The 24,787-nt window shown below is 62.8% G+C and carries 19 protein-coding genes and 1 pseudogene; 10 read left to right on the top strand and 10 right to left on the bottom strand.

Annotation, left to right across the window (positions count from 1 at the left end; genetic code table 11):
- Positions 1 to 175: 175 nt before the first annotated feature.
- Positions 176 to 1,979 (top strand): annotated as a pseudogene (locus NKH73_RS09590) (ABC transporter ATP-binding protein).
- A gap of 129 nt (positions 1,980 to 2,108) precedes the next feature.
- A complete protein-coding gene (gltX, locus tag NKH73_RS09585) occupies positions 2,109 to 3,482 on the top strand; it encodes a glutamate--tRNA ligase (RefSeq protein WP_352930621.1) in 1,374 nt (457 codons plus the stop codon).
- Here gltX and NKH73_RS09580 read toward each other — a convergent pair.
- The 3 genes from NKH73_RS09580 to NKH73_RS09570 all read right to left on the bottom strand — a co-directional run bounded on the left by NKH73_RS09580 (position 3,400) and on the right by NKH73_RS09570 (position 7,993).
- On the bottom strand, positions 3,400 to 4,545 hold the full coding sequence (locus NKH73_RS09580; protein ID WP_352930619.1) for a DUF2865 domain-containing protein: 1,146 nt from the start codon (positions 4,543 to 4,545) through the stop codon (positions 3,400 to 3,402). The two genes, gltX and NKH73_RS09580, sit on opposite strands and share 83 nt — an antisense overlap.
- A gap of 82 nt (positions 4,546 to 4,627) precedes the next feature.
- Positions 4,628 to 6,952, bottom strand: coding sequence for an NADP-dependent malic enzyme (locus NKH73_RS09575; protein ID WP_352930617.1), 2,325 nt, complete (start codon positions 6,950 to 6,952; stop codon positions 4,628 to 4,630).
- Positions 6,953 to 7,162: 210 nt separating this feature from the next.
- Positions 7,163 to 7,993, bottom strand: coding sequence for a LysR family transcriptional regulator (locus NKH73_RS09570; RefSeq protein WP_502893870.1), 831 nt, complete (start codon positions 7,991 to 7,993; stop codon positions 7,163 to 7,165).
- Between the two features lie 145 nt (positions 7,994 to 8,138).
- On the opposite strand from NKH73_RS09570, the gene NKH73_RS09565 reads away from it, so the two are divergent.
- Entirely contained in the window at positions 8,139 to 9,215 is a 1,077-nt protein-coding gene (locus tag NKH73_RS09565; RefSeq protein WP_352930613.1) for an alpha/beta fold hydrolase, read from the top strand.
- 298 nt (positions 9,216 to 9,513) lie between these two features.
- On the opposite strand, the gene NKH73_RS09560 is transcribed toward NKH73_RS09565, so the two are convergent.
- Positions 9,514 to 10,458 carry a LysR family transcriptional regulator gene (locus NKH73_RS09560; RefSeq protein WP_352930611.1) on the bottom strand — a complete coding sequence of 315 codons (945 nt, stop codon included), beginning with the start codon at positions 10,456 to 10,458 and terminating at the stop codon, positions 9,514 to 9,516.
- Between the two features lie 138 nt (positions 10,459 to 10,596).
- Here NKH73_RS09560 and NKH73_RS09555 point away from each other — a divergent pair, with 138 nt between their 5' ends.
- Positions 10,597 to 11,565: an MBL fold metallo-hydrolase gene (locus tag NKH73_RS09555; protein ID WP_352930609.1), complete on the top strand. Its 969-nt coding sequence runs from the start codon at positions 10,597 to 10,599 to the stop codon at positions 11,563 to 11,565.
- A gap of 308 nt (positions 11,566 to 11,873) precedes the next feature.
- On the opposite strand, the gene NKH73_RS09550 is transcribed toward NKH73_RS09555, so the two are convergent.
- The gene (locus NKH73_RS09550; protein WP_352930607.1) at positions 11,874 to 12,653 is read right to left on the bottom strand and encodes an SDR family oxidoreductase; all 780 of its coding nucleotides are present in this window, start codon (positions 12,651 to 12,653) and stop codon (positions 11,874 to 11,876) included.
- A 120-nt stretch (positions 12,654 to 12,773) separates the two neighbouring features.
- On the opposite strand from NKH73_RS09550, the gene NKH73_RS09545 reads away from it, so the two are divergent.
- Complete coding sequence (locus tag NKH73_RS09545) at positions 12,774 to 13,595, top strand: UDP-2,3-diacylglucosamine diphosphatase (RefSeq protein ID WP_502893871.1); 822 nt, start codon at positions 12,774 to 12,776, stop codon at positions 13,593 to 13,595.
- 127 nt (positions 13,596 to 13,722) lie between these two features.
- A complete protein-coding gene (locus NKH73_RS09540; protein WP_352930605.1) occupies positions 13,723 to 14,940 on the top strand; it encodes an MFS transporter in 1,218 nt (405 codons plus the stop codon).
- On the opposite strand, the gene dgcA is transcribed toward NKH73_RS09540, so the two are convergent.
- Entirely contained in the window at positions 14,911 to 15,894 is a 984-nt protein-coding gene (gene dgcA, locus NKH73_RS09535) for an N-acetyl-D-Glu racemase DgcA (protein ID WP_352930603.1), read from the bottom strand. The genes NKH73_RS09540 and dgcA overlap by 30 nt on opposite strands.
- A gap of 78 nt (positions 15,895 to 15,972) precedes the next feature.
- On the opposite strand from dgcA, the gene NKH73_RS09530 reads away from it, so the two are divergent.
- From NKH73_RS09530 to NKH73_RS09515, 4 genes are all read left to right on the top strand, one after another.
- Entirely contained in the window at positions 15,973 to 17,160 is a 1,188-nt protein-coding gene (locus NKH73_RS09530) for an ABC transporter permease (protein WP_352930601.1), read from the top strand.
- 1 nt (position 17,161) lies between these two features.
- Positions 17,162 to 17,983: an ABC transporter ATP-binding protein gene (locus NKH73_RS09525; RefSeq protein ID WP_352930599.1), complete on the top strand. Its 822-nt coding sequence runs from the start codon at positions 17,162 to 17,164 to the stop codon at positions 17,981 to 17,983.
- Positions 17,984 to 17,997: 14 nt separating this feature from the next.
- Complete coding sequence (locus tag NKH73_RS09520) at positions 17,998 to 19,371, top strand: MlaD family protein (RefSeq protein ID WP_352930597.1); 1,374 nt, start codon at positions 17,998 to 18,000, stop codon at positions 19,369 to 19,371.
- Positions 19,372 to 19,471: 100 nt separating this feature from the next.
- Positions 19,472 to 20,086 (top strand): ABC-type transport auxiliary lipoprotein family protein, encoded by a 615-nt coding sequence (locus NKH73_RS09515; protein WP_352930595.1) that lies wholly within the window; start codon positions 19,472 to 19,474, stop codon positions 20,084 to 20,086.
- A 201-nt stretch (positions 20,087 to 20,287) separates the two neighbouring features.
- On the opposite strand, the gene NKH73_RS09510 is transcribed toward NKH73_RS09515, so the two are convergent.
- The 4 genes from NKH73_RS09510 to NKH73_RS09495 form a co-directional block, all read right to left on the bottom strand.
- Positions 20,288 to 21,196 carry a carbohydrate ABC transporter permease gene (locus tag NKH73_RS09510; protein ID WP_352930593.1) on the bottom strand — a complete coding sequence of 303 codons (909 nt, stop codon included), beginning with the start codon at positions 21,194 to 21,196 and terminating at the stop codon, positions 20,288 to 20,290.
- A gap of 1 nt (position 21,197) precedes the next feature.
- Positions 21,198 to 22,136 (bottom strand): carbohydrate ABC transporter permease, encoded by a 939-nt coding sequence (locus tag NKH73_RS09505; RefSeq protein WP_352930591.1) that lies wholly within the window; start codon positions 22,134 to 22,136, stop codon positions 21,198 to 21,200.
- Positions 22,137 to 22,241: 105 nt separating this feature from the next.
- Positions 22,242 to 23,567 carry an ABC transporter substrate-binding protein gene (locus NKH73_RS09500; protein WP_352930589.1) on the bottom strand — a complete coding sequence of 442 codons (1,326 nt, stop codon included), beginning with the start codon at positions 23,565 to 23,567 and terminating at the stop codon, positions 22,242 to 22,244.
- 39 nt (positions 23,568 to 23,606) lie between these two features.
- Positions 23,607 to 24,695, bottom strand: a complete 1,089-nt coding sequence (locus tag NKH73_RS09495) for an ABC transporter ATP-binding protein (RefSeq protein WP_352930587.1) — start codon at positions 24,693 to 24,695, stop codon at positions 23,607 to 23,609.
- Positions 24,696 to 24,787: the final 92 nt, after the last annotated feature.

Here is a 24,787-nt window from a genome sequence, read left to right as displayed (position 1 = left end):
CCTTCACGGCCAAGCCTATCTGACAACAGGCGTTCGTCGATGCCGGTCGCCGCCCGTATTGGGCGAGCCGCCAAATATGCCGAACCTCCGCATTCACGGGCGCTAATTCGCCCAAAGCGGGTTTTTTCAATTTTCGACCTTACCGGACCGGGCTCGTTTGCGCCCGAATGACATCATGGCTCGTTTTCAGATAGATTTGCGCGCGGGCGCCTTTCGCAGCGTTCTTGGCTTCACGCTCAGCCATTGGCGGCGCCAGCCGTGGCGGCTTTCGCTCATCATGGGCACGTTCTTGCTGTCGACCTCGGCCGACGTGCTGACGCCGCTCTATTCCGGGCGATTGGTCGATGCCGTCGCCAGCAGCGCTACGGCCGATGAGATCGCGTGGAACGCAGCCATGGCGGCGTTTTCCATGCTGGTGGCGCTGGCGCTCGCGGGCGTCGTTCTGCGCAACCTCGCCTTCATGGGCATCACTGACCTGACGCTGAAGATGATGGCCGACATTGCCGCCGACGCCTTCCACCGTGTTCAACGGTTTTCCACCGACTGGCATGCCAACAGCTTCGCCGGATCGACCGTGCGCAAGATAACTCGCGGCATGTGGGCGCTCGACTTGCTCAACGACACCATCCTGATCGCGCTGCTGCCGTCGCTCGTCATGCTCGTCGGCTCGACGCTGCTGCTCGGCTGGTTCTGGCCGCTGATGGGTGCCGTCGTTGCCGCAGGCTCGGTGCTGTTCATCGCGGTGACCGCGATGTTGTCGCTCGGCTATGTCGCGCCGGCGGCAAGGCTTGCCAACGCGTGGGACACGCGCCTGGGCGGTTCGCTGGCCGACGCGGTGAGCTGCAACGCGGTGGTCAAGGGCTTTGGCGCCGAGGAACGCGAGGAAACGCGCCTCGCCAAAGTCGTCGCCAGATGGCGCGCCCGCACGCGCCGCACCTGGGTGCGTGGCACCGTCAACGGCACCGCGCAAGGGGTGATGCTGCTGCTTCTGAGAACAGCGGTGATCGGCTTCTCCTTGCTTTTGTGGACGTGGGGGCAGGCGAGCGCCGGCGATGTCACCTTCGTGTTGACCTCGTTCTTCGTGTTGCAAGGCTATTTGCGCGATATCGGCACGCATATCCGCAATCTGCAGCGCTCGATCAACGACATGGAGGAACTGGTCGACTTCCAGTCCGAGCCGCTCGGCATCGAGGATGCGCCCGGCGCCAAGCCGATCCGCATCACCGACGGCCGCATCAGCTTCGACAACGTCACCTTCCATTATGGCAGCCACCGCCTACCGCTCTATCGTGACTTTTCGGTGGATCGCGCCGGGCGAACGCGTCGGGCTGGTCGGCCATTCGGGCTCAGGCAAGACGACCTTCGTCAAGCTGATCCAGCGCCTTTACGACGTGAATGCGGGAACGATCCGGATCGACGGCCAGGATATTGCCGGGGTGGCGCAGGCGTCGCTGCGCGGGCAGATCGCCATCGTCCAGCAGGAGCCGATCTTGTTCCACAGGTCGCTGGCCGAAAACATCGCCTACGCTCGGCCGAGCGCCACGCAAGCCGAGATCGAGCATGCCGCGCGGCTGGCCAGTGCGCACGACTTCATCGTCGACCTGCCGAAGGGTTACGGCACGCTGGTCGGAGAGCGCGGCGTGAAACTATCGGGCGGCGAGCGCCAGCGGGTGGCGATCGCACGTGCTTTCCTTGCCGATGCGCGGATCCTCATTCTGGACGAGGCGACGTCGAGCCTCGACTCGGAATCGGAGGTGCTGATCCAGCAGGCGATGGAGCGGTTGATGGTCGGCCGCACGACGCTGGTCATCGCGCACCGGCTTTCGACGGTGCGGGCGCTGGACAGGCTTCTGGTGTTCGATCGCGGCCGCATCGTCGAAGAGGGGTCACATGATCAGCTGATCCGGCTGCAAGGCGGCATCTACCGCCGGCTGTTCGAGCGCCAGGCGCTCGAATTGACCAAGGGACTGGTGATCTGACGGAGTGCTGCGCGTCTTGATGGACGCGCGGCGCTCCAGCCTTTTCATCGCCTTCGTCATGTTCTATGTCTGCCGCCAGGCGCGGGGGCGTGTCTTGTCAATACGAAAATCATCCGGTACGCCCCGTTCATGACAGTTACCGTCCGTTTCGCCCCATCCCCGACCGGCCGCATTCACATCGGCAATGCGCGCACCGCGCTGTTCAACTGGCTGTTCGCCATGAACAATAAGGGCCGCTTCATCCAGCGCTTCGACGATACCGATGTCGCGCGCTCGACGCAGGAATTCTCCGACGCCATTCTCTACGACCTGCATTGGCTGGGCATCTTTCCTGATGCCACCGAATATCAGTCACGGCGCTTCGAGATCTACGATGCGGCGATGGAGAAATTGAAGGCGGCGCGCCTGCTCTATGCCTGCTACGAAACCCCGGAAGAGCTCGATCTCAGGCGCAAGGTGCGCCGCACGCGCGGCCTGCCGCCAGTCTATGGCCGGGAGGCATTGACGCTGACGTCGGAGCAGGTCGCCGAATACCAGGCCGATGGCCGTCGGCCGCACTGGCGCTTTCTCCTGCCCAATTTCACCAGTGATCCCTTGGCGCCGGAACGTACCGAAATCCACTGGAACGATCTGGTTCGCGGTGAAGAAACTGTCGATCTTGCGTCGCTTTCCGACCCGGTTCTACTGCGCGAGGACGGCACCTATCTCTACACTTTGCCCTCGGTGGTCGACGACATCGAAATGTCAGTCAGCCATATCATTCGCGGCGACGACCACGTCACCAATACGGGCGTGCAGATCGCCCTGTTCCAGGCGCTGGGTGCCGAGCCGCCGGTGTTCGGCCACCACAACCTGTTGACCACCGCATCAGGTGAGGGCCTGTCGAAGCGGACCGGCGCGTTGTCAATCGAAAGCTTGCGCGAGACCGGCATCGAGCCGATGGCCGTCGCTTCGCTGGCCGTGCTTGTCGGCACCTCGGAAAATGTCGTGGCGGTGCCTGACATGGCCGAGCTTGCCCGGCGCTTCGATCCGGCCGCGGCGTCGAAATCCGCCGCCAAATTCGATCCGGACGAGCTTTTCGTACTCAACCGCACGCTGCTGCACCATATGCCGTTTTCCGAGGCGCGCGACCGGCTGATCGTGTTCGGCATATCAGGCGAACAGGCCGAGCCCTTCTGGTTGGCGGTGCGCGGCAACCTCGACAGGCTGGCCGATGCGGCAATCTGGTGGCGCACACTTCGCGACGGCCTGCAGGAGCAGCCGGACTTTTCCGATGTCGACCGCGATTTCCTTCGCCAGGCGTTCGACCTGTTGCCGGAAGACCCGTGGGATGGGTCGGTCTGGAAGGAGTGGACGGGCAGGATCAGGGAAGCGACCGGCCGCAAGGGCAAGGCGCTGTTCATGCCGCTCAGGCTGGCGCTTACCGGACAGCCTTCGGGGCCGGAGCTGGCGGATTTGTTGCCGCTGCTGGGTCGGGAAGGAACGCTGGCCCGACGGCCCTGACCTTGCGCTGTTCCGGCGGCAGCAGAGTCGTCGGCGGGGGTTTAACCAAAGTCTCGGGGTCGGCGCCTGGATCGGGTCTGGCAACAGGCACCGGAAAGAACGACGTGGTCTCTCCATCGGCTTCAGTCTGTTCCGGGCTTGGCGGATTGCCGGCAATGATCTCGAAATTCTTTGCGGCGTTGCAGCCGCAGGCCGGTGGGCGCGACCTTTCGGGCTGCTTGTAGAGATAGGCGGTCGGCAGTTCGCTGTAGGGCCTGCCGGTTATCGAAGACGTCATGTCGGCCGAATCGTCGCCAATGCCGCGCGTATAAAACACCTGCATCTCAGTGCCGGGGCAACTCGAATCGCAGTTCTTCTGGTCGCGCTCGAAATCGCCCAGCGAGGCGGCGTTCGACATCGGGAAGAAATAGCCGTCGCAGGTGCGCACGCACATTGTGCGGAATTCGCCGCCAAGGCGCGGCGGGTCCATGCGGTTTGGCTGATTGACCATGGCGCGGAAACCGCGATTTTCGCCAGGATCGCTCGGCTTGTCCAGCGCATCGGGCCGACTTCTGGCGTCGCCCAATAGCCGATCGAGCAGATTTCCTTTGCCGTTTTCACGGCTCGCTGCCCGCAGCGGCGCGCGCTTCGGAGCGACGATACTGTTGCGGCAGCCATTGGCGTCGAGCGACGCCAATATGCGGGCGCGATCGCGCCGCGAGCCGCCGCCGGCGAGCTGCGCGCGCTTCGCCTGCAGGGCATCGAGATTGGTGTTCATGCGGCCAAGCGTGGCGTCGAGTGCGGCGCAGGCGTTTCGATTGCGGTCGAGCAGCGAAAAGCCGCAGCCGGCGCTGTTGCCCTGGCGGCTTGCCTTTGCAATCTGCTCGCGCTGCCGCACGATCGCGTCGTCATATTTCCTGAGCAGCGCCGGCTTGCCGCCGCCACCGCGCGAAGCGGCCGCGAGGTCGGCCTCCAGCTGGCGGCAAACACGGGAGGCGGCCTGCGGCTGGGTGACGGCAAAGCCTAATAACGCGAGGGCGGCGAGCAGCGCCGCGGCACGCGTCAGCTTCCACCCTCCGCCCATCGCCCAGAACTCCGTTATCCGCCCATCGCGAATCTACCGCATCTGCGGCTGCTGTTTGCTTAGCCTACCGCGAACGGCTGCTTTAGCCCAGATTTACGACCGCCTGCGCCTTGTGGGCGGCTTCAACCACCGCGAGCGCCGTCATGTTGACGACACCGCGCGACGTCACCGATGGCGTCAATATATGCGCCGGCCTGTCGGTGCCGAGCAGGATCGGCCCGACATGCAGCGCGTCCATCATCGTGCGCAGCGCGGTGAGCGTGATGTTCGCCGAATCGAGGTTGGGGAAGACCAGCAGATTGGCTTCGCCCTTCAGCCGCGAATGCGGATAGACGCGCTGGCGCAACTCCTCAGACAGAGCCGAGTCGGCATGCATCTCGCCGTCGCATTGCAGGTCTGGCGCGATGCGCGCCAGGATCGCCGCTGCCTGCCGCATCTTGAGCGCGCTTGGCGAATCGCGTGAGCCGAAATCCGAATGCGACAGCAGCGCCGCCTTGGGCTCGATGCCGAAGCGCTGGATTTCTTCGGCCGCCAGCACCGTCATCTCGGCGATCTCCTCGGCCGTCGGATCGACGGTGACATGGGTGTCGGTGAGGAAAATGATGCCGCGCTGCGAGATCAGCATCGAAAGCGTCGACAAATCATGGTCCTTGATACCGGCGCGTGGGCCGATGATCAGGGTGACATTGCGCAGATGCCGCTCGAAACGGCCTTCGAGGCCGCAGACCATGGCGTCGGCATCGCCGCGCTTCAGGGCAAGTGCTGCGATCACCGTATTGTCGGTGCGCACCATGGTGCGCGCAGCCTCCGTCGTCACGCCGCGCCGGCCGGCCAACTCGATCAAAAGGTCGACATAGTGACGATAGCGGGGATCGTCCTCGGGATTGATCAGGCCGAAATCGACGCCGGGCTTGATGCGCAGACCGTAGCGTTTCAGCCTGACCTCGATGACATGCGGGCGGCCGATCAGGATCGGCTCGGCAATGCCTTCCTCCAGCACCACCTGTGCAGCGCGCAGCACGCGCTCGTCCTCGCCGTCGGCATAGATGACGCGCTTGGCATTCGACGTCTTGGCCATCGTGAACACCGGCTTCATGACCAGGCCGGAGCGGAAGACGAAGCGGTTCAGCGTGTCGATATAAGCGGCAAAGTCGGTAATCGGCCGTGTCGCGACGCCGGTATCGCAGGCGGCCTTGGCGACGGCCGGCGCGATGCGCAGGATCAGCCTGGGATCGAAGGGCGAGGGGATCAGGAAATCAGGCCCAAAGATCGGCGTTTCGCCGGAATAGGCGCGGGCGGCGACATCCGACGGCTCTTCGCGGGCAAGGGCCGCAATCGCCCGCACGGCGGCCATCTTCATCTCTTCGTTGATGGCGCTGGCGCCGCAGTCCAGCGCGCCACGGAAAATGTAAGGAAAACAGAGTACGTTGTTGACCTGATTGGGGAAATCGGAACGGCCGGTGCAGATCATCGCGTCGGGTCGTGCTGCCCGTGCCGCTTCCGGCATGATCTCGGGATTGGGATTGGCCAGCGCCAGGATCAGCGGTTTAGGGGCCATATGATGAAGCAATTCCGGTTTCAGCACGCCGGCGGCCGAAAGACCCAGGAACACGTCGGCGCCCGGCAGCACATCGGCCAGCGTGCGCGCCTCGGTGTCTTTCACATAGGGGTCTTTCCAGCGGTCCATCTCGTCGACGCGGCCTTTGTAGGCGACGCCGAAACGGTCGGTGACCCAGATGTTTTCGACGCGCGCGCCGAGCAAAACCAGCAAGTTAAGGCAGGCAAGGGCAGCTGCCCCCGCGCCGGAGGTGACGATCTTGATGTCGGAGATCGTCTTGCCGGCAAATTCGAGCCCGTTGAGCACGGCGGCGGCGACGATGATTGCGGTGCCGTGCTGGTCGTCGTGGAAGACCGGTATGGCCATGCGGGCCTTCAGCCGCTCCTCGACCTCGAAACATTCGGGCGCCTTGATGTCTTCGAGGTTGATGCCGCCGAAGGTCGGCTCCAGCGCCGAGATCGTCTCGACCATGCGCTCGATGTCAGGCGCGTCGATCTCGATGTCGAAGACGTCGATGCCGGCGAACTTCTTGAACAGCACCGCCTTGCCTTCCATCACCGGCTTGGAGGCCAGCGGGCCGATATTGCCGAGGCCGAGCACCGCCGAACCGTTGGAGACGACGCCGACCAGATTGGCCCGCGCCGTATAGTCGGCAGCGGTTGCTGGATTGTCGCGGATTTCCAGGCAAGGCGCAGCGACGCCGGGCGAGTAGGCAAGCGCCAGATCGCGCTGGTTGCCGAGCGGTTTCGTTGCCTGGATTTCAAGCTTTCCAGGCCTTGGATGCTTGTGGAAGTAGAGTGCGGCTTCGTCGAGGTCCGACCGGGTTGCTTTTTTGCTTTCGCCTTCCATACGGGCCTCCCTGCGATCCTGCCGTGAAGCCTTTTAGCATGCAGCGTTGGTTTTTCACGATGCCAAATGACGCAACCGCCAATTAGGCCAACTGGCCGTAAAAAACACATCTATGTCAGTCTGTTGCGCCGAAACGCTTACCTTTATTGTCACGGCCGGTGCGGGTCGCGTCGAGCGCATTGCGCGATCGGCGTCTCGGATCGTGGACGGTCAAGTCAGGTCTAAAACCTCAAGCAGTTTCCAGACGCTATCGACAATGGTCGGCCGTGGCCGCCGTTTCGCAATCACGGCAAGTCGCCACGCTGGCAGCGATGCGTCGGCGATCGATGCATACCGGACGCCCTCGAATACGAGACGCTGTGTCGATCGTGGCAGCAGCGCCGCGCCCAAGCCGGCGGACACGAGCGAGAGCATGGTCAGGGCCCGCGTTGCCTCCTGGACGATCCGAACGTCAAGGCCGGCGCTGGTGAACATGTCCAGGATACGCGCATGGAGCGCCGGGCCTTGTGCAGCCGGAAACATGATTAGCCCGTGGCGGGCGATCTCCGCCAGCGTCACCGCGTGTGGCTGCCGGTCATCAGGCAGGGCGGCGACAAGATCTTCAGCAGGATAGTCATGGACGTCGAGACGTTCGTCTGTCCCGAGCGGCGGATGCACGAACCCGATGTCGATCTCACTCAGCGACAACGCGGCAATCTGCTCATTGGTGGACATCTCGATGAGCTTTGGATGGATATCAGGATATTTCTCGCGAAGCCGGGACAGGAGTTGCGGCAGATGCTCGTAGAGAGCCGCCGACACGAAGCCGATCCTGATCTCGCCGGCTTCGCCGTCATGCGCTGCGCGGGCGACGTGAAGCGCCGAATCGGCGTGACGCACGGATGCCCGGGCCTCGTCCACGAAGGCCATGCCCGCGCGCGTCAAGGCTATGCGGCGGTTGGCCCGCTCGAACAGTTTGACGCCGAGCTCCTTCTCAAGACGTCCGATCGATTGGCTAAGCGGAGGCTGCGCCATGGCCAGCCGCAGTGCGGCACGCCCCATATGCAATTCCTCCGCTACAGCGAGGAAATGTCGCAAGTGCCGAAGTTCCATATCCTGACGATATCAAAAACCATCAAAAACGTCATCGATAAGATATCGAATAGCTGACAGTCTTTTGCGGAACGCAATTGTCCCCGGAGATGTCATGATGTCCCACTTCGCCATCTTTCCCCTCGTGCTCACAGCAGCCATGATGACCGCCGCTCCAGTACCGGCAGGAGAGCCGGATCTCGTCCGGGCCGACCGGTTCGTCGAACTTCGGACCGGCGAGCGCCTCTTCGTCCGGGAGGTGCGCCGCCCTGGGGTCGCTCCCGAAGCCAACTCTGCCGTCCTCCTCATCCATGGCGCACGCGTGCCCGGCGTTGCGTCCTTCGATCTGCCTGTTGCGGGCGGGTCGCTTGCCGCCGACCTCGCGGCGGACGGGCACCATGTCTATGTCCTGGACCTTCGCGGCTACGGCGCATCGAGCCGCCCTGCGGCGATGAACAGGCCGCCGGATCAGTCCGCTCCCCTGATGCGCACCGAAGATGTCGTGGCGGACATTTCCGCAGCGGTCGACGCCATCGCGAAATGGAGCGACGTTTCAAGGGTCAGCCTTGTCGGCTGGGCCACCGGCGGACATTGGGCCGGCGCCTATGCCAGCCGGTTCCCGCAGACAGTTGATCGGCTCATCCTCTACAACACCCTGTATGGAGGCTCAAACCGACACCCAACCCTTGGCCCCGGTTCGCCGCTTGAAAACCCTGACCGGCCCGGGACGTTCAACGTCCAGGCGTTCGGCGGTTATCGGCTGAATACACGTCCAAGCCTGTTCACTGCCTGGGACGACAGCATCCCGGTCGCGGACAAGGCTCGGTGGCGCGATCCTGCGGTCACTGCTGCCTACGGTGATGCGGCACTCGCCTCCGACGAGACGGCGTCGACGCGCCAACCGCCGAGTTTCCGCTCACCGAGCGGCGCCATGGCCGACAGTTTCGAACTGGCGTTCGATCGCCGGCAATGGTCGGCGGCGGCACTCACCATGCCCGTGCTCGTCGTCCGTTCCGGACGGGATTTCTGGAGCCGGCCGCAGGATGCGAAGACAATCGCAGACGAAGCACCAAAAGCGGAGCGTCTGGACATCCCGGACGCCACGCACTTCGTGCATCTCGACCGCGAGGCCGCAGGACGGGGTGTGTTCCTTGACGCTGTGAAGCGGTTTCTCGGTCGCCCGGAGGGATGAACCATGAAGGGTCGTTTATGTGTCCTGCGGGAGCAGCAGCCGCAACGGTGTAGGTCGACCGCCTTCAGGCTTTGCGGCTACCGTCCAGCCGACAGTTACTCACTGCGCGGTTGCGGGGCTACGCCTATCTCCGCCGCGCCACATCGCGGTTCTCCCGCCTCCGCCATTCCCTGCGCGTACAAACGCCAGACTTCACTAGAGCATTTTGCAGCCAAGTGGAATCACTTGGCGTCGCAGAAATGCGGCTAAAACAAATAGATAGAGCGGGATGCTCGGTTCAATTTGAACGCATCCCGCTCTACGCCGGCGCCGTTTCCTGGATGTGCACGCTTTTTTCGTCACCGATGAACGCACCCATCGCGGCGAGGTGGTCGGCGAAGCCAGCAACGAACCGCCTGACCTTCAACGGAATGAAGCGGTTCGATGGATAGACCGCATGCACGTGATGCGGTGCGTAGTGCCAGTCCGGCAGCACATATTCGAGCCGCCCTTGGGCGACGAGCGGGTCAAGTATCACCTTGTGCCCGAGGCCGATGCCGATGCCAAACAGCAGTGCCTGCTGGTTAAGGAGCGAATTGTTGGAGCACATGGTGGGCCGGATCCGCACCTCGGCCTTTTCGCCGCCTGGGCCGGTGAGCGGCACGATATCGCGGGTCGTGATGTGGGCGTAAAGCAGGTAGTCATGCCCGGCAAGATCCTCTGGGCGCCGCGGTCGGCCCATCCGGTCGAGATAGCCGGGCGTTGCCGCGAGACGTCGCTCCATCACACCCAACTTGCGCACGACCAGCCGATCATCATCGATGGTCCCCATGCGGATCACAACGTCGAGCCTCTCCGCGATCACGTCGACGAAGCTGTCGGTCAGCGCCACGTCGAGCATCAGTTCCGGATAGGTGCGCTTGAACTCGATTAGATAGTTGCCGAGCACACCGGCACCGAAGCTGGCCGGCGCGCCGACGGCAAGGCGTCCGCACATCTTCGATTCGAGGCAGCCGACGCTGCGGTCCGCCTCCTCGATGCGCTCAATGATGTCGCGGGCGCGCTCCAGATAGCGCCGGCCGGCCTCCGTCGGCGAAACATGGCGGGTCGTACGGTCAAAGAGCCGGACGCCTAAACGCTTTTCCAGTGCGCGGATCTGCTGGCTGACGGCCGGCTGGCTCAAGCCCAACTCGCGCGCTGCCGCCGAGAAGCTGGCGGTATCGCAGACGCGTACGAAGCTGGCCAGCTCGGTCAAGCGGTCCATAATGGCAACTCCCCGTCGTGATTAATAAGCAAGAGTAATAGCCGATATAACAAACCGGCAAGTTCAAAAAGCTGAACCTATGAAGTAGACCCGCCTCGCTCTACCCGCTGCGCTATGATCCCAATCGGAGATTATGCCATGACGCTTTCCCGCCGTCATTTCCTCGCCAGTGCCGGCCTAGCCGGCGGCGTCCTTCTAGCCGGCGCCTCCGTTCCGGCACTGGCCCGCGCGCCACTGGCTAATGCCCCCACCATTGGCGCGCTGCGCCGCAAGGTGGGTTCGATCGAGGTCACGGCGCTGCTGGACGGCTATATCGACATTAAATCGGAGCTTTTCATCGGCCTCGTTGACGCCGAGGCGGGGCGTCTGGCGGAGGCCAGCTTTGACAAGCCCGGACCGCGGCGCACGCCCGTCAATGCCTATCTCGTCAATCTTGGAGGCCGGCTGGTGCTCATCGACGCCGGTATGTCGGGCGGCAGCGGTCCGGCGCTCGGCCATCTTCCCGCGGCTTTGCAGGCTGCCGGCGTTGCTCCCGCCCAAGTCGACACTTTGCTGATCACCCACATGCATCCCGACCATATCAACGGGGTTCTGACCTCCGCCGGCGAGGCGCTGTTTCCCAATGCGGAGCTCGTCGTCACCGCCACTGACTACGCCTTCTGGCACGACGACGCGAACATGAACCAAGCGCCGGACGAGGCAAAGCCGTTCTTTATCGGGGCACGCCGGGCTGCTGCCGCTTATGCGGACCGCCTGCGGCAAGTGGACGGCGAGCGCGAGGCGGTCGGCTCGATCAGCACAGTGCCGTTGCCCGGCCACACGCCGGGCCATGCCGGCTTCATCGTTGAATCGGACGGCGACGCCCTGTTCATTTGGGGCGATGTCGTGCATATGGCGACTTATCAGTTCGCCCGCCCGGACTGGAGCATCGCGTTCGATGTCGATTCCAAACTGGCCGCCGAAACGCGCAAGCGGACGCTCGACCGGGTCGCTGCCGACCGGATGCTGATCGCCGGAATGCATTTGCCGTTCCCCGGTTTCGGACATGTCGCGCGCGACGGCCAAGCCTATCGCTTCGTGCCGGCCGAATGGGCCTATGAACTGTAGTGGCGGCCAGTGGGGAAGGGGCCATCATGGCCCCGCTGCGCAACACCACACCCGCCGCTCGCCAGCGCAGCCGATGTCTTTCTTGATCTTCCCGAGTCGCATCGGAATCGTGGCGATAGGCGCGATCTGCCTCGGCTGCCAATTATGATCTGTCGCGAAATTCAGTTCTGCGCACCCGACTTCTGCGACAGATATGATCCATGGCGACGGCCACCTGCAAGGCCTGCTTTCAGAGCCGTCACTCGCTGACAAGAACGGCCGAGATCGATCACCTCCCGGCGTTCCCAGCGGGTACCAAGCGTTAGGTACTAGAACGCGCTGACATAGGCGCCGCCATCCACCGGCAGGTTCTGTCCGGTCAGATAGCCGGCATGAACCGAGCATAGGAAGGCGCAGATCTGGCCGAATTCCTCCGGCGTGCCGAGCCGCTTGGCCGGAACGTTGGCGGCTGCCTGGGTCTTGCGCGCCGCGGCGGCAGCCGGATCTTCGGGAGTGCCGGCTTCGTGCGGGGGGCGCAGCCGGTCGGTGTCGAGCTTGCCCGGCAGCATGTTGTTGATCGTCACATTGCGGTCGATCACCGTCCGCGCAACGCCGGCAAGGAACGAAGTCAGGCCGGCTCGCGCGCCGGACGACAGATCGAGGCCGGGAATGGGAACATAGACCGACAGCGAGGTGATGTTGACGATGCGGCCGAAGCCGCGCTCGGCCATGCCGTCGATCACAGCCTGAACCAGCTCGAGCGGAGTCACCATGTTCTGGGTGACGCCTTCGAGGATCTTTGCGCGGTCGAGCTCGCGGAAATCGCGAAACGGCGGACCGGCATTGTTGTTGACGAGGATATCGGGATCGGGACAGGCGGCAAGCAGCGCCTTCTGCACCTCGGGTTTGGAGACGTCGCCGACGATCTCGGTCACCTTGACGCCAAATCTTTCGCGCAGTTCGGCGGCGGTCTTTGCCAGTTGGTCGGCGTTGCGCCCGTTGACGACCAGATCACAGCCGGCCTCGGCCAGCGCCATGGCGCAGCCGCGCCCAAGGCCCTTGCTCGAAGCACAGACGATGGCCTTTTTTCCGCGAATACCGAGATCCATGGCGATTTCTCCTCTGATTCTGCGCGGCAACCTACTCTTGGGACTGGACCAATCGCAACCGTCATACGGTTGTTGCATGAATCGGGGCATAGCCAGCGCGAAAGCAACGGTGAGAATCCCATGCCTGGCGCAGAGCCCCGCACTTTCCGCAGCATGTTCATCTCCGACGTCCATCTCGGATCGAAGGCGGCGAAGGCCGAGTTCCTGATCGATTTCCTGCGCCATCACGACGCCGATATCATCTATCTCGTCGGCGACATCGTCGACGGCTGGCGGCTGAGACGGAGCTGGCACTGGCCGCAGAGCCACAATGATGTCGTGCAGAAATTGCTGCGCAAGGCGCGCAAGGGTGCCAGCATCACCTACATCGCCGGCAATCACGACGAGTTCGCGCGCCAGTTCCAGGGCGTGCATTTCGGCGGCATCGTCGTCGCCGACCGTGCCATTCACGAGACCGCCGACGGCAGGCGCTTGCTGGTCATTCATGGCGACCAGTTCGATACCGTCGTCCACAATGCGCGCTGGCTCGCCTATCTTGGCGACTACGCCTATGACGCGGCCATGCTCGTCAACCGCGTGGTGACGCGGCTTCGCCAACTGCTCGGCCTGCCTTATTGGTCGTTTTCGTCCTGGGCCAAGGTCAACGTCAAAAAGGCGGTGAATTTCATCGGATCGTTCCAGACCATGCTGACCGAGGAAGCGCGCCGCTCGCATGTCGACGGCGTGATCTGCGGTCACATCCACCATGCCGCGATCGAAAACTATGAGGATGTGCAGTACATCAACACCGGTGACTGGGTGGAGAGCTGCACCGCGGTGGTCGAGCATTTTAACGGCCAGATGGAGATCCTGCACTGGGCGCACGTCCTGCCGGAGGCTCCGGTCGGCAGCGAAGTGCTGGTGCCGATCGATATCAAGGGCAGGGCAGTCCAGGCGGCGTGATCAAACCCGGCCCCATCTTGCTCTAATCGATTAGTCCAGCGATACCGCGGACTTTTTCAGCATGTTATGAAATTGCGTGCGCTGCAGGCCGACTCGGCCGAACGCCGTGCCGACGGATTGCCTGCTGATGTCCTCCCTGCCGCCGCTTTCACCCGAACAGCTCGTCAAGCCGCGTCATTTCGAGCTGCGCATGAGCCTGATTTTCTTCACGCTTTTCGTGCCGCTCGGGACGCATTTGCCATACTTTCCGCTGTGGCTGCAGGCAAAGGGCTTTGATGCCGAGCAGATAGCGGTGATTCTCGCGGCACCGATGTTCCTGCGTGTGGTGACGACGCCATTGCTTACGGCACTGGCCGATAGGGCGAGCGACCGCGCCCATGTCTATGTCGCGCTGATGGCCGCGTCGCTGGCGCTGTCCGCCGGTTATTTCCTGACGCCCACCTACGCCATCGTGCTGGCCGTTTCGCTGGCGCTCGCCGTGGTCTGGACGCCGCATTCGCCGATCGCCGATTCGCTGGCGCTGTCGGGGGTGCGCCGCTTCGGCTCCAACTACGCAAGCATGCGCAAATGGGGATCGATCTCTTATCTATGCGCAAATCTGGCGGGCGGTTTCATCCTGGCGGCGACCGGCGCCCAGGCTGTTCCGGTGATCATCTTCGTGGCGTTTGGCGCCGCACTTGTCGTCGGACTGATCGCGCCGCGGCTTGGCCGTCCCCGCCGTGCTTCGCCGCTTTCGGCGGCCGACATCCAGCAGTCGGCACCCAAACTCCTCAACGCCTATTTCCTGTATTTCTCCATCGGCGTCGGCGTCATCACCGCCAGCCACGCGTTTCTTTACGGTTTTGTGTCGATCTACTGGAAATCGATCGGCATCGGCGATCAGGTTGTCGGCCTGCTGTGGGGATGGGGGGTGGTGGCCGAGATCTGCATGTTCATGATCTTCACTCGCGTTTTTGGCTCCTTCTCGGTGGTGTCGATCATGGTGATGGCCGGGATCGGCGCAATCGTGCGCTGGATTGCCTTCCCCTTGATCTGGCCGCTTGGCCTCGGGGTCGCCGGGTTTTTCGCAGTCCAGACGCTGCACGCGGTGTCCGTGGCGCTGGTTCTGATCGGCTTGCAGAAGATGATCGGCGAGACGGTCTCGGAAGAGCGCACCGGGGCCGCGCAAGGCATTGCCTATTTCTCCAACGGCTTTTTCACGGCCGTGGTGACGCTCCTTTCCGGCCCGCTTTACGACCGCTTCGGCGTGGACGGGTTCTTTGCCATGATCCCGATCGCCTTGATCGGCTTGGCGCTGATCGGACTTGCGGCGCGTTCAGCCCCACAGCGTCGTATCAGGCGGTGACACCAGCGAACCCTCGTAGACGAGACCGGGAACACGGTCGCGGGCAAGCAGCAGCGGACCGTCCAGATCGACGAAATCGGCATCCTGGGCCAAAAGCACGGCCGGCGCCATCGCCAATGAGGTGCCGACCATGCAGCCGACCATGATGCCAAGACCCAGTTCGCGGGCGCGATCGCGAAGGGCAAGGGCTGCGGTCAAGCCGCCCGACTTGTCGAGCTTGATGTTGACGGTGTCATAGAGGCCGACAAGCGCTTCCAGGTCCTTCGCCTCATGAACGCTTTCGTCGGCACAGATCGGCACAGGATGCGCGATGTGGCGAAGGATGCCGTCACGGCCCGCAGGCAGCGGCTGTTCGATCAGCGCGATGCCGTGTTCGGCGGCAAAGGCGAGGTTTTCCACGATGGTGTCGTCCGTCCAGCCCTCATTGGCGTCGAGGATGATGCGGCTTTGCGGTGCCGCCCCAGTGACGGCACGGATACGGGCCATATCGTTGTCGCCGCCGATCTTGACCTTGAGCAGCGGGCGCCGGGCGTTGGCGCGGGCCTGTTCGGCCATCGCTTCGGGCTCGCCGAGCGACAGCGTGTAGGCGGTCTCGAGCGCCTTCGGCGGAGCCGCGCAGATGCTGGAGGCGACCGGCTTGCCTGTGATCTTAGCCTCCAAGTCCCAGAGCGCGCAGTCGATGGCGTTGCGCGCCGCGCCCGCCGGCATGGCGTCGAGCAACGCGGCCCGGCTGATGCCGCCTTCAATCTGCTGCCGCATCGCCTCGATCGCATCGCGGACGCCGTCCATCGTTTCGCCATAGCGCTTGTAGGGAACGCATTCGCCGCGGCCTGTATGTTCGGCTTGGCTGATCGTGCACGCAATCACCTCGGCTTCGGTCTTCGAGCCGCGCGAAATGGTGAAGGTGCCGGCGATGGGAAAGCGCTCGGCCTCGACCGAAATGACACGCGCCATATTTTTCTGCTCCGGCTGTGCGACAACGAGCTTGTCGGCAAATCGACAGGTGGGTTCCGTCAGGCTAAACAGGACGCCATGTTGACCATCCGCAAACGCTTCGCAAGCGGCAAGACCGCCAAGGAAGCCGACCACCAGCCGCGCGTTGCGGTCGGTGAGGAGGGCGACGTTCTGGGCTGTGCCTTCTCCGGAAACTGGACGACCCGCACCGTGACGCTGGTCGACGCCGAGATGCGCAAGATCGAGAAGCGCAGCGGTTTCCAGACGCTGGCGCTTGACCTTTCGCATATCGAGAAGATGGATACCGCCGGCGCCTGGCTGATCGATCGCCTAGTCAGCGCCTTCGAAAAGAAAGGCGTCGAGATCAGGCTGCAAGGGCAAAGCGAGATTGCCTCGATCCTGCTCGGCGCCGTCGGCGACGCGGTTCGGCGCGAACCCGAAACTGGCGGCGCGAAGCCGCCCAACATCATCATTCGCGCGCTCGAGGCGGTTGGCCGGCGCGTTTATGAGATGCGCGACGATTTCCTGTCCTCGATGAACATATTGGGCGCCACGATACGCGGCTCGCAGATGAAGCTCGGTCGCGGCCATGCGGTCAATCCGGCGGCGATCTTCAACCAGATCGATCGCATGGGCGTCGGCGCCATTCCGGTGGTGGTGCTGATGTCGGCCATCGTCGGTGCGATCGTGGCCCAGCAAGGCGCTTATCAGCTCAGCTATTTCGGCGCCGATATCTTCGTCGTCGATCTGGTCGGCGTGCTGATCCTGCGCGAACTCGGCGTGCTGATGACCGCGATCATGATCGCCGGCCGCTCGGGCAGCGCCATCACGGCGGAAATCGGCTCGATGAAGATGCGCGAGGAGGTCGACGCGCTGAAGGTCATCGGGCTCAATCCGATCGGCGTGCTGGTGTTTCCGCGGCTGGTCGCGCTGGTGATCGCACTGCCTTGCCTGACGATCATCGCCAATTTCGCCGCACTTGGCGGCGGCATCGCGGCGGCGTGGCTCTACTCCGACATAGCGCCTGCCGCGTTCATCGACAGGCTGCGCGTCGCCATCGATCTCAGCACCATTTTTGCCGGGCTGATCAAGGCGCCGTTCATGGCCATGATCATCGGCACGATCGCCTCGGTCGAAGGGATGAAGGTTGGCGGCAGCGCCGAATCGTTAGGACAGCACGTGACCGCCTCGGTGGTGAAGTCGATCTTTGTGGTCATCATCCTCGATGGGCTTTTCGCCATGTTCTACGCGGCGATCGAGTTCTGAGATGGCGACGCAAGGCAACACAAAGGCGACTGGGGTGGCGGAAGGGGCCGACGAAGACGAGATCGTGCTTTCCGCGCACGACATCACCGTGTCCTTCGACGACAAGGTCATTCTCGACAGATTGTCGCTCGATATCAGGCGAGGCGAGATCCTCGGCTTTGTCGGCGCCTCCGGTGCCGGCAAATCGGTTCTCCTGCGCACCATCCTCGGCCTGGTGCACAAGCAGTCGGGAACGATCAAGCTGTTTGGCGTCGATGTCGAAAAGGCGAGTGAGACGGAGCGTCTTCGCGTCGACATGCGCCTTGGCGTGCTGTTTCAGCACGGCGCGCTGTTTTCGGCGCTGACAGTGCTCGAAAACGTGCAGGTGCCGATGCGCGAATATCTCGATCTGCCCAGAAAGCTGATGGACGAGTTGGCGATGCTCAAGGTCGAATTGGTCGGGTTGCCGCCGGATGCGGCGCAGAAATTCCCGTCCGAGCTTTCCGGCGGCATGATCAAGCGTGCGGCGCTGGCGCGCGCGCTGGCGCTCGACCCCGACATCGTGTTCCTGGACGAACCGACGTCCGGCCTCGATCCGATCAGCGCGGCCGAGTTCGACGAACTGGTCGTCAAGCTGCGCGATACCATGGATCTGACCGTGTACATGGTCACGCACGATCTCGACACGCTGTTCACCGCTTGCGACCGGGTCGCCGTGCTCGGCAACAAGAAAGTGCTGGTCGAAGGCACGATCGACGACATGCTCAAAAGCGAGGAACCCTGGGTGAAATCCTATTTCCGCGGAAAACGTGCGCGGCAACTTGATCTTGCGGCGCGCGCATAGCCATAAGTGGGTAAATGGAAACCAGAGCCAACTACGTTATTGTCGGCATTTTCACGCTAGCCGCGATCCTGGCAGCCTTTGCGTTCGTCTATTGGACGGCCGCGATCGGCGACAGAGGTGAGACGGCAATGCTACGGGTGCGCATTCCGGGATCGGCTTCCGGCCTTGGCCGCGGCAGTTTCGTACTGTTCAACGGCGTCAGGGTTGGCGATGTCAGGCGCGTCTATATCGATGTCGACAATCCGACCGCGGCAATCGCCGATACCGAGATAGACCGCATGACGCCGATCACCAAATCGACGCAGGCCGATATCGGCCTTGCCGGCCTTACCGGGCAGGCCAATATCGAACTCAAGGGCGCCGACCCCAAGGAAGCGAAGCTTCTCGACCAGGCGGAAGCGGAGGGCAAGGTGGCCGAGATCGTCGCCAATCCGTCGGCGGTCACCAATTTGTTGCAGACGGCGCAGAACATCTTCACCCGTGCCGATACGGTTCTCACCCAGCTCGAAGGCTTCACCAAGGACGTTCGCGGGCCGCTGACGCAGACTGTCAACAACGTGCAGACCTTCTCTGATGCGCTGGCCAAGAATTCCGACGGCATCGACAAATTCCTCGCCAGTGTCAGCTCGTTGTCGGACGAGTTGAGAGGCGTCTCCGGCAAGCTCGACGGCACGCTTAAGGCGGCGGAAGGGCTGCTCAACGCCGTCGACAAGGACCAGATCAAAAGCATCGTCGCCAACGTCGATACGGTGACCACGAACCTGAAGGAAACTTCGAAGCAGTTCGACAGGGTCGTCAGGAATGTCGACACGGCGGTGGGATCGATCAACGATTTCGCCCAAAGAACGCAAGGCACCCTCGCCAAGGTCGACGGCGTTCTCGACGGCATCGATCCGGCACAGGTTCGCACCGCGCTGGCCAACATCCAGAAGGCCAGCGAAAACGCCAACGAGGCTGCAGCCGATATCGCCAAGGTGACCAGTAAATTTGCCAACCGGGCTGACGATATCGATCAGACGATCAAGGACGCACACCAACTCGCCGGGCGCCTCAACGACGCTTCGGTGCGTGTCGACGGCATCCTGGCCAAGGTCGATACATTGCTCGGCTCAGGCCAGGCCGACGGCATGATAGCCGATGCCAGGAACACGCTGAGATCGTTCAAGCAGGTCGCCGACACGCTGAACGCCCGCCTCGGCACCATCACCGACAATCTGGCGCGATTCTCCGGTCAGGGCCTGCAGAACGTCGAAGCGCTGGTTCAGGACAGCCGCCGTTCGATCACCCGTATCGAAGAGGCAGTGACGGATCTCAGCCGCAATCCGCAGCGGATCCTGTCGGGCGGCGAAGGCGAGGTTCGGCAGTTCGACGGCAGGGTGCGGCGTTGACTTCGGCTTTCGCCCGCCCCAAGAACAGCAGGCAAACACGCTGCGAGTGCGGATTGCTCATACGATTCGGGGACAACGGGGATCGCGTGTGAAGTCAGTCGTGCTTAAATTGGGCGGGGTCAGATCGGGCGGGCTCAAAGCGGGTGCGGCATTGCTTGCGCTTTCGCTGGCCGGTTGCGCGGCGTTGCCGGGCGGTGGACCGGCGCCTCTGGACACATTCGAACTCTCCGCACCGCCGCTCGATGCGCGCGGTCACAGCCGCCGCCAGATTCTCATCGCCCAGCCCTCCGCGCTCAAGGCGCTGGACAGCCAGAACATCGTCATCAAGCCGTCCGCACGCTCGATCCAGTACCTCAAGGGCGCGCAATGGGCCGATCGGCTGCCGCTGATCGTGCAGGCGCGGCTGGCCGAGACATTCCAGCGCTCGGGCAGCTTCGCCGGTGTCGGCAAGCCGGGCGAGGGGCTGGCGATCGACTATCAGGTGATCGTCGAGATCCGTTCCTTCGAAGTCCGGGTCGAGGGCGGCGAACAGGCCGAGGTTGACCTGTTCGTGCGGATATTGAACGACCGCAACGGCGAGGTGCGGGCCTCCAAGAGCTTCACCGCGACCGCGCCCGTCTCTGGCAGCGGCAATCAGGCCTATATCGGCGCCCTCGACAGCGCGTTCGGCGATGCGGCCAGGGACATCGTCCGCTGGACCGATTCAGTGATCTGATCCACATCGAATTGTTGGACGATTGGCGTTGGCGATGTCGGCGCGGCCTTTCATTGCCTGCCGGGCGCCGATTCCACAAATGGCCGGTCGAGCGCCAGCTTTTGCCTGAAGCGATTGCGCTGGCTGCCGCAGCCCTGCAGCTTGACCGGCACCCGAGGCGATGGTGCGCGACGCATCGCGACCGCGCGTTTGCGGCGGGCGTTATTCCTTCACCGCACCGGTCATCGAGGAGACGTAGTGCTCGACGAAGAACGAATAAAGCACGACCACCGGCAGCGAGCCGATCAGGGCTCCAGCCATCAGCGCTCCCCATTCATAGACGTCGGAGCGGACAAGTTCCGTCAGCACTCCGACCGGCACAGTCTTGTTCTCGGACGACTGGATGAACGTCAGCGCATAGATGAATTCGTTCCATGACAGCGTGAATGCGAATATGCCGGCGGAAATCAGGCCCGGCACCGATAGCGGCAGCACGATCTTGGTGAGGATCTGCCACCGGCTCGCCCCGTCAATGAGCGCGCATTCTTCCAGTTCGAACGGGATGGAGCGGAAGTAACCCATCAGCAGCCAGGTGCAGAACGGGATCAGGAAGGTCGGGTAGGTGAGAATGAGCGCGAAGGGTGTGTCGTAAAGCCCAAGGTTGAACACCATCACCGACAGCGGGATGAACAGGATCGACGGCGGCACGAGATAGGCGAGGAAGATCGCTAGCCCGACGTGCCGCGCCCCCGAAAACCTCAGCCGTTCGATCGCATAGGCCGCGAACACCGCGGCCAGAACCGACAGGAACGTGGCGGCGGTGGAGATGATGATCGTGTTGAGCAGCCAGCCCGGATAGGACGTATCGAACAAGAGATAGCGAATGTGCTCGAAGGTCGGATGCACGACCCAGAACGGGTTGAAATTAGCGTAGTCGGTCATCTCGAGATTGGGCTTAATCGCCGTTATCGTCATCCAGTAAAACGGGAACAACAGCACGATGACAAACAGCAGCAACGGCAGATAAACCGTCACCACACGCTGCGGCAGGCTCTGAAGGTAGCCCATGCCGCCTTCATCGAGTTCCGGCCGTTTCGTCTTCCTGGTCGGGGCGCTCTTGATCACAGCCATGTCAGTCTCCGCCGCCCTGTTGCCATTTGCGGCGTTGCAAGCCGAAATAGCTGAACAGGATCGCCGCAAGCAGGAACGGGATCATGGCGACCGCTATTGCGGCGCCCTCGCCAAGCTGGCCTCCGGAAATGCCGCGCTGAAACGACAATGTCGCCATCAGATGGGTGGCATTGACCGGTCCGCCGCGGGTCAGCACATAAATCAGCTGGAAATCGGTGAAGGTGAACAGCACCGAAAACGTCATGGTGATGGCGATGATCGGCGTCAGCAGCGGCAGTGTCACATAGCGGAACAACTGCCAGCGGCTGGCGCCGTCCAGCGTGGCTGCCTCGTAAAGCGACTGGGGAATCGTCTGCAAGCCGGCAAGCAGCGTGATGGCGACGAACGGAATGCCGCGCCACACATTCGCCGCGATAACCGAAGCACGCGCGTTCTCCGGATCGCCGAGGAAATTGATGCGATGGTCGATCAGCCCCATTTCCATAAGCGCCCAGGACAGGATGGAGAACTGCGAATCGTAGATCCACCAGAAGGCGATGGCCGACAGCACCGTCGGCACCACAAACGGCAGCAGGATGATGGCGCGGAAGAACGATTTGAAGGGAAGGTTTTGATTGAGAATAAGCGCCAGCCAGAGGCCGAGTGCAAACTTCAGGATCGAGGCGCTTATCGTGTAGAGCAAGGTGTTGAAGACGGAGAGCCAGAAGACGGCATCATCCCACAGATATTGGTAGTTTTCGGTGCCTATGAAAATACCGGGGCGGCCGATGCGGGCATCCGTAAAGCCGAGCCAGACGCCGAGCCCGAGCGGATAGGTCAGGAAGACCAGCAGCAGCGCCGCCGCCGGCAGCATGAAGCCGAAGCTAAGCGCGTTCCGGCTTTCGCTCAGGCGAGACAGGATCGACGGACGCGGCTGAACGGCAGCTGACGATACGGCCATGCGACGGCTCCTCATGAAGTCTGTGGCATCGCGACCGAAGCGGCCGCCACGCGATTGCGGAACCAGGCCGGGCAGCGTGGTCGCGGCTGCCCGGCTGGGCTGCGATCAAACGCGATAGTAGCGGTTTGCGCGCTTCTCCGCCTCTTCCATCGCCTCCTGGGGCGTGGCCTGGCCGGTCACGGCCTTGGCGAACATGTCGACCAGGACATAATCGGCCATGGTCGCCGCCGAGGCGTAGCCTAGCGGCCCGGCGTAGCCATTGGGACGCAGCGTCGCCGAGGCCTTGGCGTAAGCGGCATTGTTCGGGTCGGCCGTCCACACAGGATTGTTGTCGAAGGCTTTGAGCGTCTGGCAGCAGTAGCCGGCCGAGGAGGTGATCCACTCCGCCATTTGCTGTTCCTCGAACATGAACTGCAGATAGGCCTTGGCCGCGTTGGGATAGGGCGTGTAGTCGAAGATGACGGCCGTGGTCACCTGGAACAGCTCGACGGATTTCCCGACAGGACCGATCGGCAGGTTGGTCGTGCGGATATCCTTGGCGATTTCAGCCAGTTTAGGATCGTTGTCCTTGTTGATCTTGGCGGTGTTGTACGCAGAAATGCCGTTGGCGATGACACTGAGTTCGCCGGCCAGGAAGGCGCGGTTGTTGTTTACGTCGAGCCAGCTTTCGGTGCCGGGGATGAAGGTTTTGTAGAGCTCCTGCGCGTATTCGATCGCCTTGAGGGTCTCGGGGCTGTTGATCGTCACCTTTCCGCTCTCGTCGACCATCTGGCTGCCGTGGCTCCACAGCAGCCAGTGAGCGTAATTGTTGCCGTCGCCGACGCCATGGCCGTGCGTGAAGCCGGCCGGATGTCCTTTTGCCTGCAAGGCCTTGCAAAGCTCGAGGAGCCCTGCCGTGTCCTTCGGAAACTCCGAGAAGCCGGCTTCCTTCACCCAGCTTTCCCGGTAGACGATGGCATTGCCGATGGTGGCGAGGGGCAGGCCGAGGAATTTTCCCTCCCGCGTCGCATACTGCTTGGGTCCGTCGTGCCAGCCGCCGTATTTCGAGCCGAGATACTCACCCAGTTCCGTGACGTCGTGCAGCTTGTCGGGGTACTGGTGCGGGTCGTCGAACCAGACCAACATGAGGTCTGGACCGGAGCCGACATTGGCGGCAACCGCCGCCTTGGGGCGAATGTCCTCCCAGCTTTCCTTGTCGACGCGAACCTCGACGCCCGTCGCCTCGGTGAACCGCTTGGTGTTGGCCAGCCATTGATCCTCATCGCCCTGCACGAAGGGTGACCAACGCAGCATCCGCAGCTTTGCGCCTTCCTCGGGCTTGTACGTCAACCCATCCTGGGCAAAGGCCGGAGAGCCGACGAACCGGCTTCCCAACATGCCCGCTGCGGCGCCGGCGCTGGTGCGGATCACGTCACGTCTGGTGAATTTCATGCTCGTTTCCTCCTGTTATTCGTTGCCGTGGTGGGTGTCTTACTGTTCGCTGCGCGTCTTGAACCGCTTTCCGGTTTCGCCGTGGAAGAGATGGATGAGGCCGGGCTCGGCGGTGAGCCGTATGGTTTCGCCCGGCGTGAAGGAATGGCGCTCCCGGAAATTGGCGACGATCTCTTCGCCGCCTTCTGTCCGGCCGATGACCTGCACTTCCGATCCGCTCGGCTCGACCACCGCGACGGTGACCGGAATGCCCTGGTCGCCGGACAGCCGCAAATGCTCGGGCCGTATTCCCAGCACCACCGGCTCGCCATTTCCAATGGAAAGCGCTGTGGCCAACGGAACCGAAACCCCGCCGGAGCCGCGAAACGACGGTGAGCCGCCATCTGACGTGACTTCGCCCTTGAGCATGTTCATGGCGGGCGAGCCGATGAAACTGGCGACAAAGAGATTATCCGGCCTGTCGTAAAGTTCCAGCGGAGGCCCGATCTGCTCGACGATGCCGTCATGCATGACCACGATCTTGTCGGCCATGGTCATGGCCTCGATCTGGTCGTGGGTGACATAGACCGTGGTGGTCTTCAGGCGCTGGTGCAGTTCCTTGATCTCGGCACGCATCTGCACCCTGAGCTTGGCGTCGAGATTGGACAGCGGCTCGTCGAACAGGAAGACCTGGGGATCGCGCACGATAGCCCGACCCATGGCGACGCGCTGGCGCTGGCCGCCGGAAAGCTGTCGGGGATAGCGCGCCAGCAGCGGCACCAGTCCCAGGATTTCGGCGGCGCGCTGAACGCTGGCACCGCTTTCGGCTTTCGAAACGCCCTTGAGCATGAGCGAGAACGCCATGTTCTCGGCGACCGTCATATGCGGGTAGAGCGCGTAGTTCTGGAAGACCATGGCGACGTCGCGTTCTTTTGGCGCAACGTTGTTGACGACACGATCGCCGATTGCAATCTGGCCGCGCGAGATCTTTTCCAGACCGGCGATCATTCTGAGAAGCGTCGATTTTCCGCAACCCGAAGGCCCGACCAGCGTGACGAACTCGCCGTCGTCTATATCCACGCTGACGCCGTGGAGAATCTCGACGGTGCCAAATGATTTGTAAACATCGCCAATCGCTACAGACGCCATCGATTTCCTCCCGAATGCTTCCTGCGACGTCTTCGAAGGAAACCGCTTTCTTAACCGGTCCGCGCCGCTCCCAAGCTCCTCCCTGGTCACGC

It is taken from the genome of Mesorhizobium sp. M0938, from assembly GCF_040319125.1.
Lineage (GTDB): Bacteria > Pseudomonadota > Alphaproteobacteria > Rhizobiales > Rhizobiaceae > Mesorhizobium > Mesorhizobium robiniae.
Note: the sequence above shows the minus strand (reverse complement) of the source record. Positions and strands in the feature narration are given on the sequence as shown.

Excerpts from the sequence above, each read along its gene's own strand:
- NKH73_RS09575 (WP_352930617.1), bottom strand. The coding sequence starts at position 6,952 with ATGGAAGGCGAAAGCAAAAAAGCAACCCGGTCGGACCTCGACGAAGCC.
- dgcA (WP_352930603.1), bottom strand. The coding sequence starts at position 15,894 with ATGGCGCGTGTCATTTCGGTCGAGGCCGAGCGCTTTCCCATCGCCGGC.
- NKH73_RS09520 (WP_352930597.1), top strand. The coding sequence starts at position 17,998 with ATGGAAACCAGAGCCAACTACGTTATTGTCGGCATTTTCACGCTAGCC.
- NKH73_RS09565 (WP_352930613.1), top strand. The coding sequence starts at position 8,139 with ATGATGTCCCACTTCGCCATCTTTCCCCTCGTGCTCACAGCAGCCATG.
- NKH73_RS09570 (WP_502893870.1), bottom strand. The coding sequence starts at position 7,993 with ATGGGGCGTGCCGCACTGCGGCTGGCCATGGCGCAGCCTCCGCTTAGC.
- NKH73_RS09530 (WP_352930601.1), top strand. The coding sequence starts at position 15,973 with ATGTTGACCATCCGCAAACGCTTCGCAAGCGGCAAGACCGCCAAGGAA.
- NKH73_RS09560 (WP_352930611.1), bottom strand. The coding sequence starts at position 10,458 with ATGGACCGCTTGACCGAGCTGGCCAGCTTCGTACGCGTCTGCGATACC.
- NKH73_RS09550 (WP_352930607.1), bottom strand. The coding sequence starts at position 12,653 with ATGGATCTCGGTATTCGCGGAAAAAAGGCCATCGTCTGTGCTTCGAGC.
- NKH73_RS09525 (WP_352930599.1), top strand. The coding sequence starts at position 17,162 with ATGGCGACGCAAGGCAACACAAAGGCGACTGGGGTGGCGGAAGGGGCC.
- NKH73_RS09545 (WP_502893871.1), top strand. The coding sequence starts at position 12,774 with ATGCCTGGCGCAGAGCCCCGCACTTTCCGCAGCATGTTCATCTCCGAC.
- NKH73_RS09505 (WP_352930591.1), bottom strand. The coding sequence starts at position 22,136 with ATGGCCGTATCGTCAGCTGCCGTTCAGCCGCGTCCGTCGATCCTGTCT.
- NKH73_RS09540 (WP_352930605.1), top strand. The coding sequence starts at position 13,723 with ATGTCCTCCCTGCCGCCGCTTTCACCCGAACAGCTCGTCAAGCCGCGT.
- NKH73_RS09500 (WP_352930589.1), bottom strand. The coding sequence starts at position 23,567 with ATGAAATTCACCAGACGTGACGTGATCCGCACCAGCGCCGGCGCCGCA.
- NKH73_RS09580 (WP_352930619.1), bottom strand. The coding sequence starts at position 4,545 with ATGGGCGGAGGGTGGAAGCTGACGCGTGCCGCGGCGCTGCTCGCCGCC.
- NKH73_RS09510 (WP_352930593.1), bottom strand. The coding sequence starts at position 21,196 with ATGGCTGTGATCAAGAGCGCCCCGACCAGGAAGACGAAACGGCCGGAA.
- NKH73_RS09555 (WP_352930609.1), top strand. The coding sequence starts at position 10,597 with ATGACGCTTTCCCGCCGTCATTTCCTCGCCAGTGCCGGCCTAGCCGGC.
- gltX (WP_352930621.1), top strand. The coding sequence starts at position 2,109 with ATGACAGTTACCGTCCGTTTCGCCCCATCCCCGACCGGCCGCATTCAC.
- NKH73_RS09495 (WP_352930587.1), bottom strand. The coding sequence starts at position 24,695 with ATGGCGTCTGTAGCGATTGGCGATGTTTACAAATCATTTGGCACCGTC.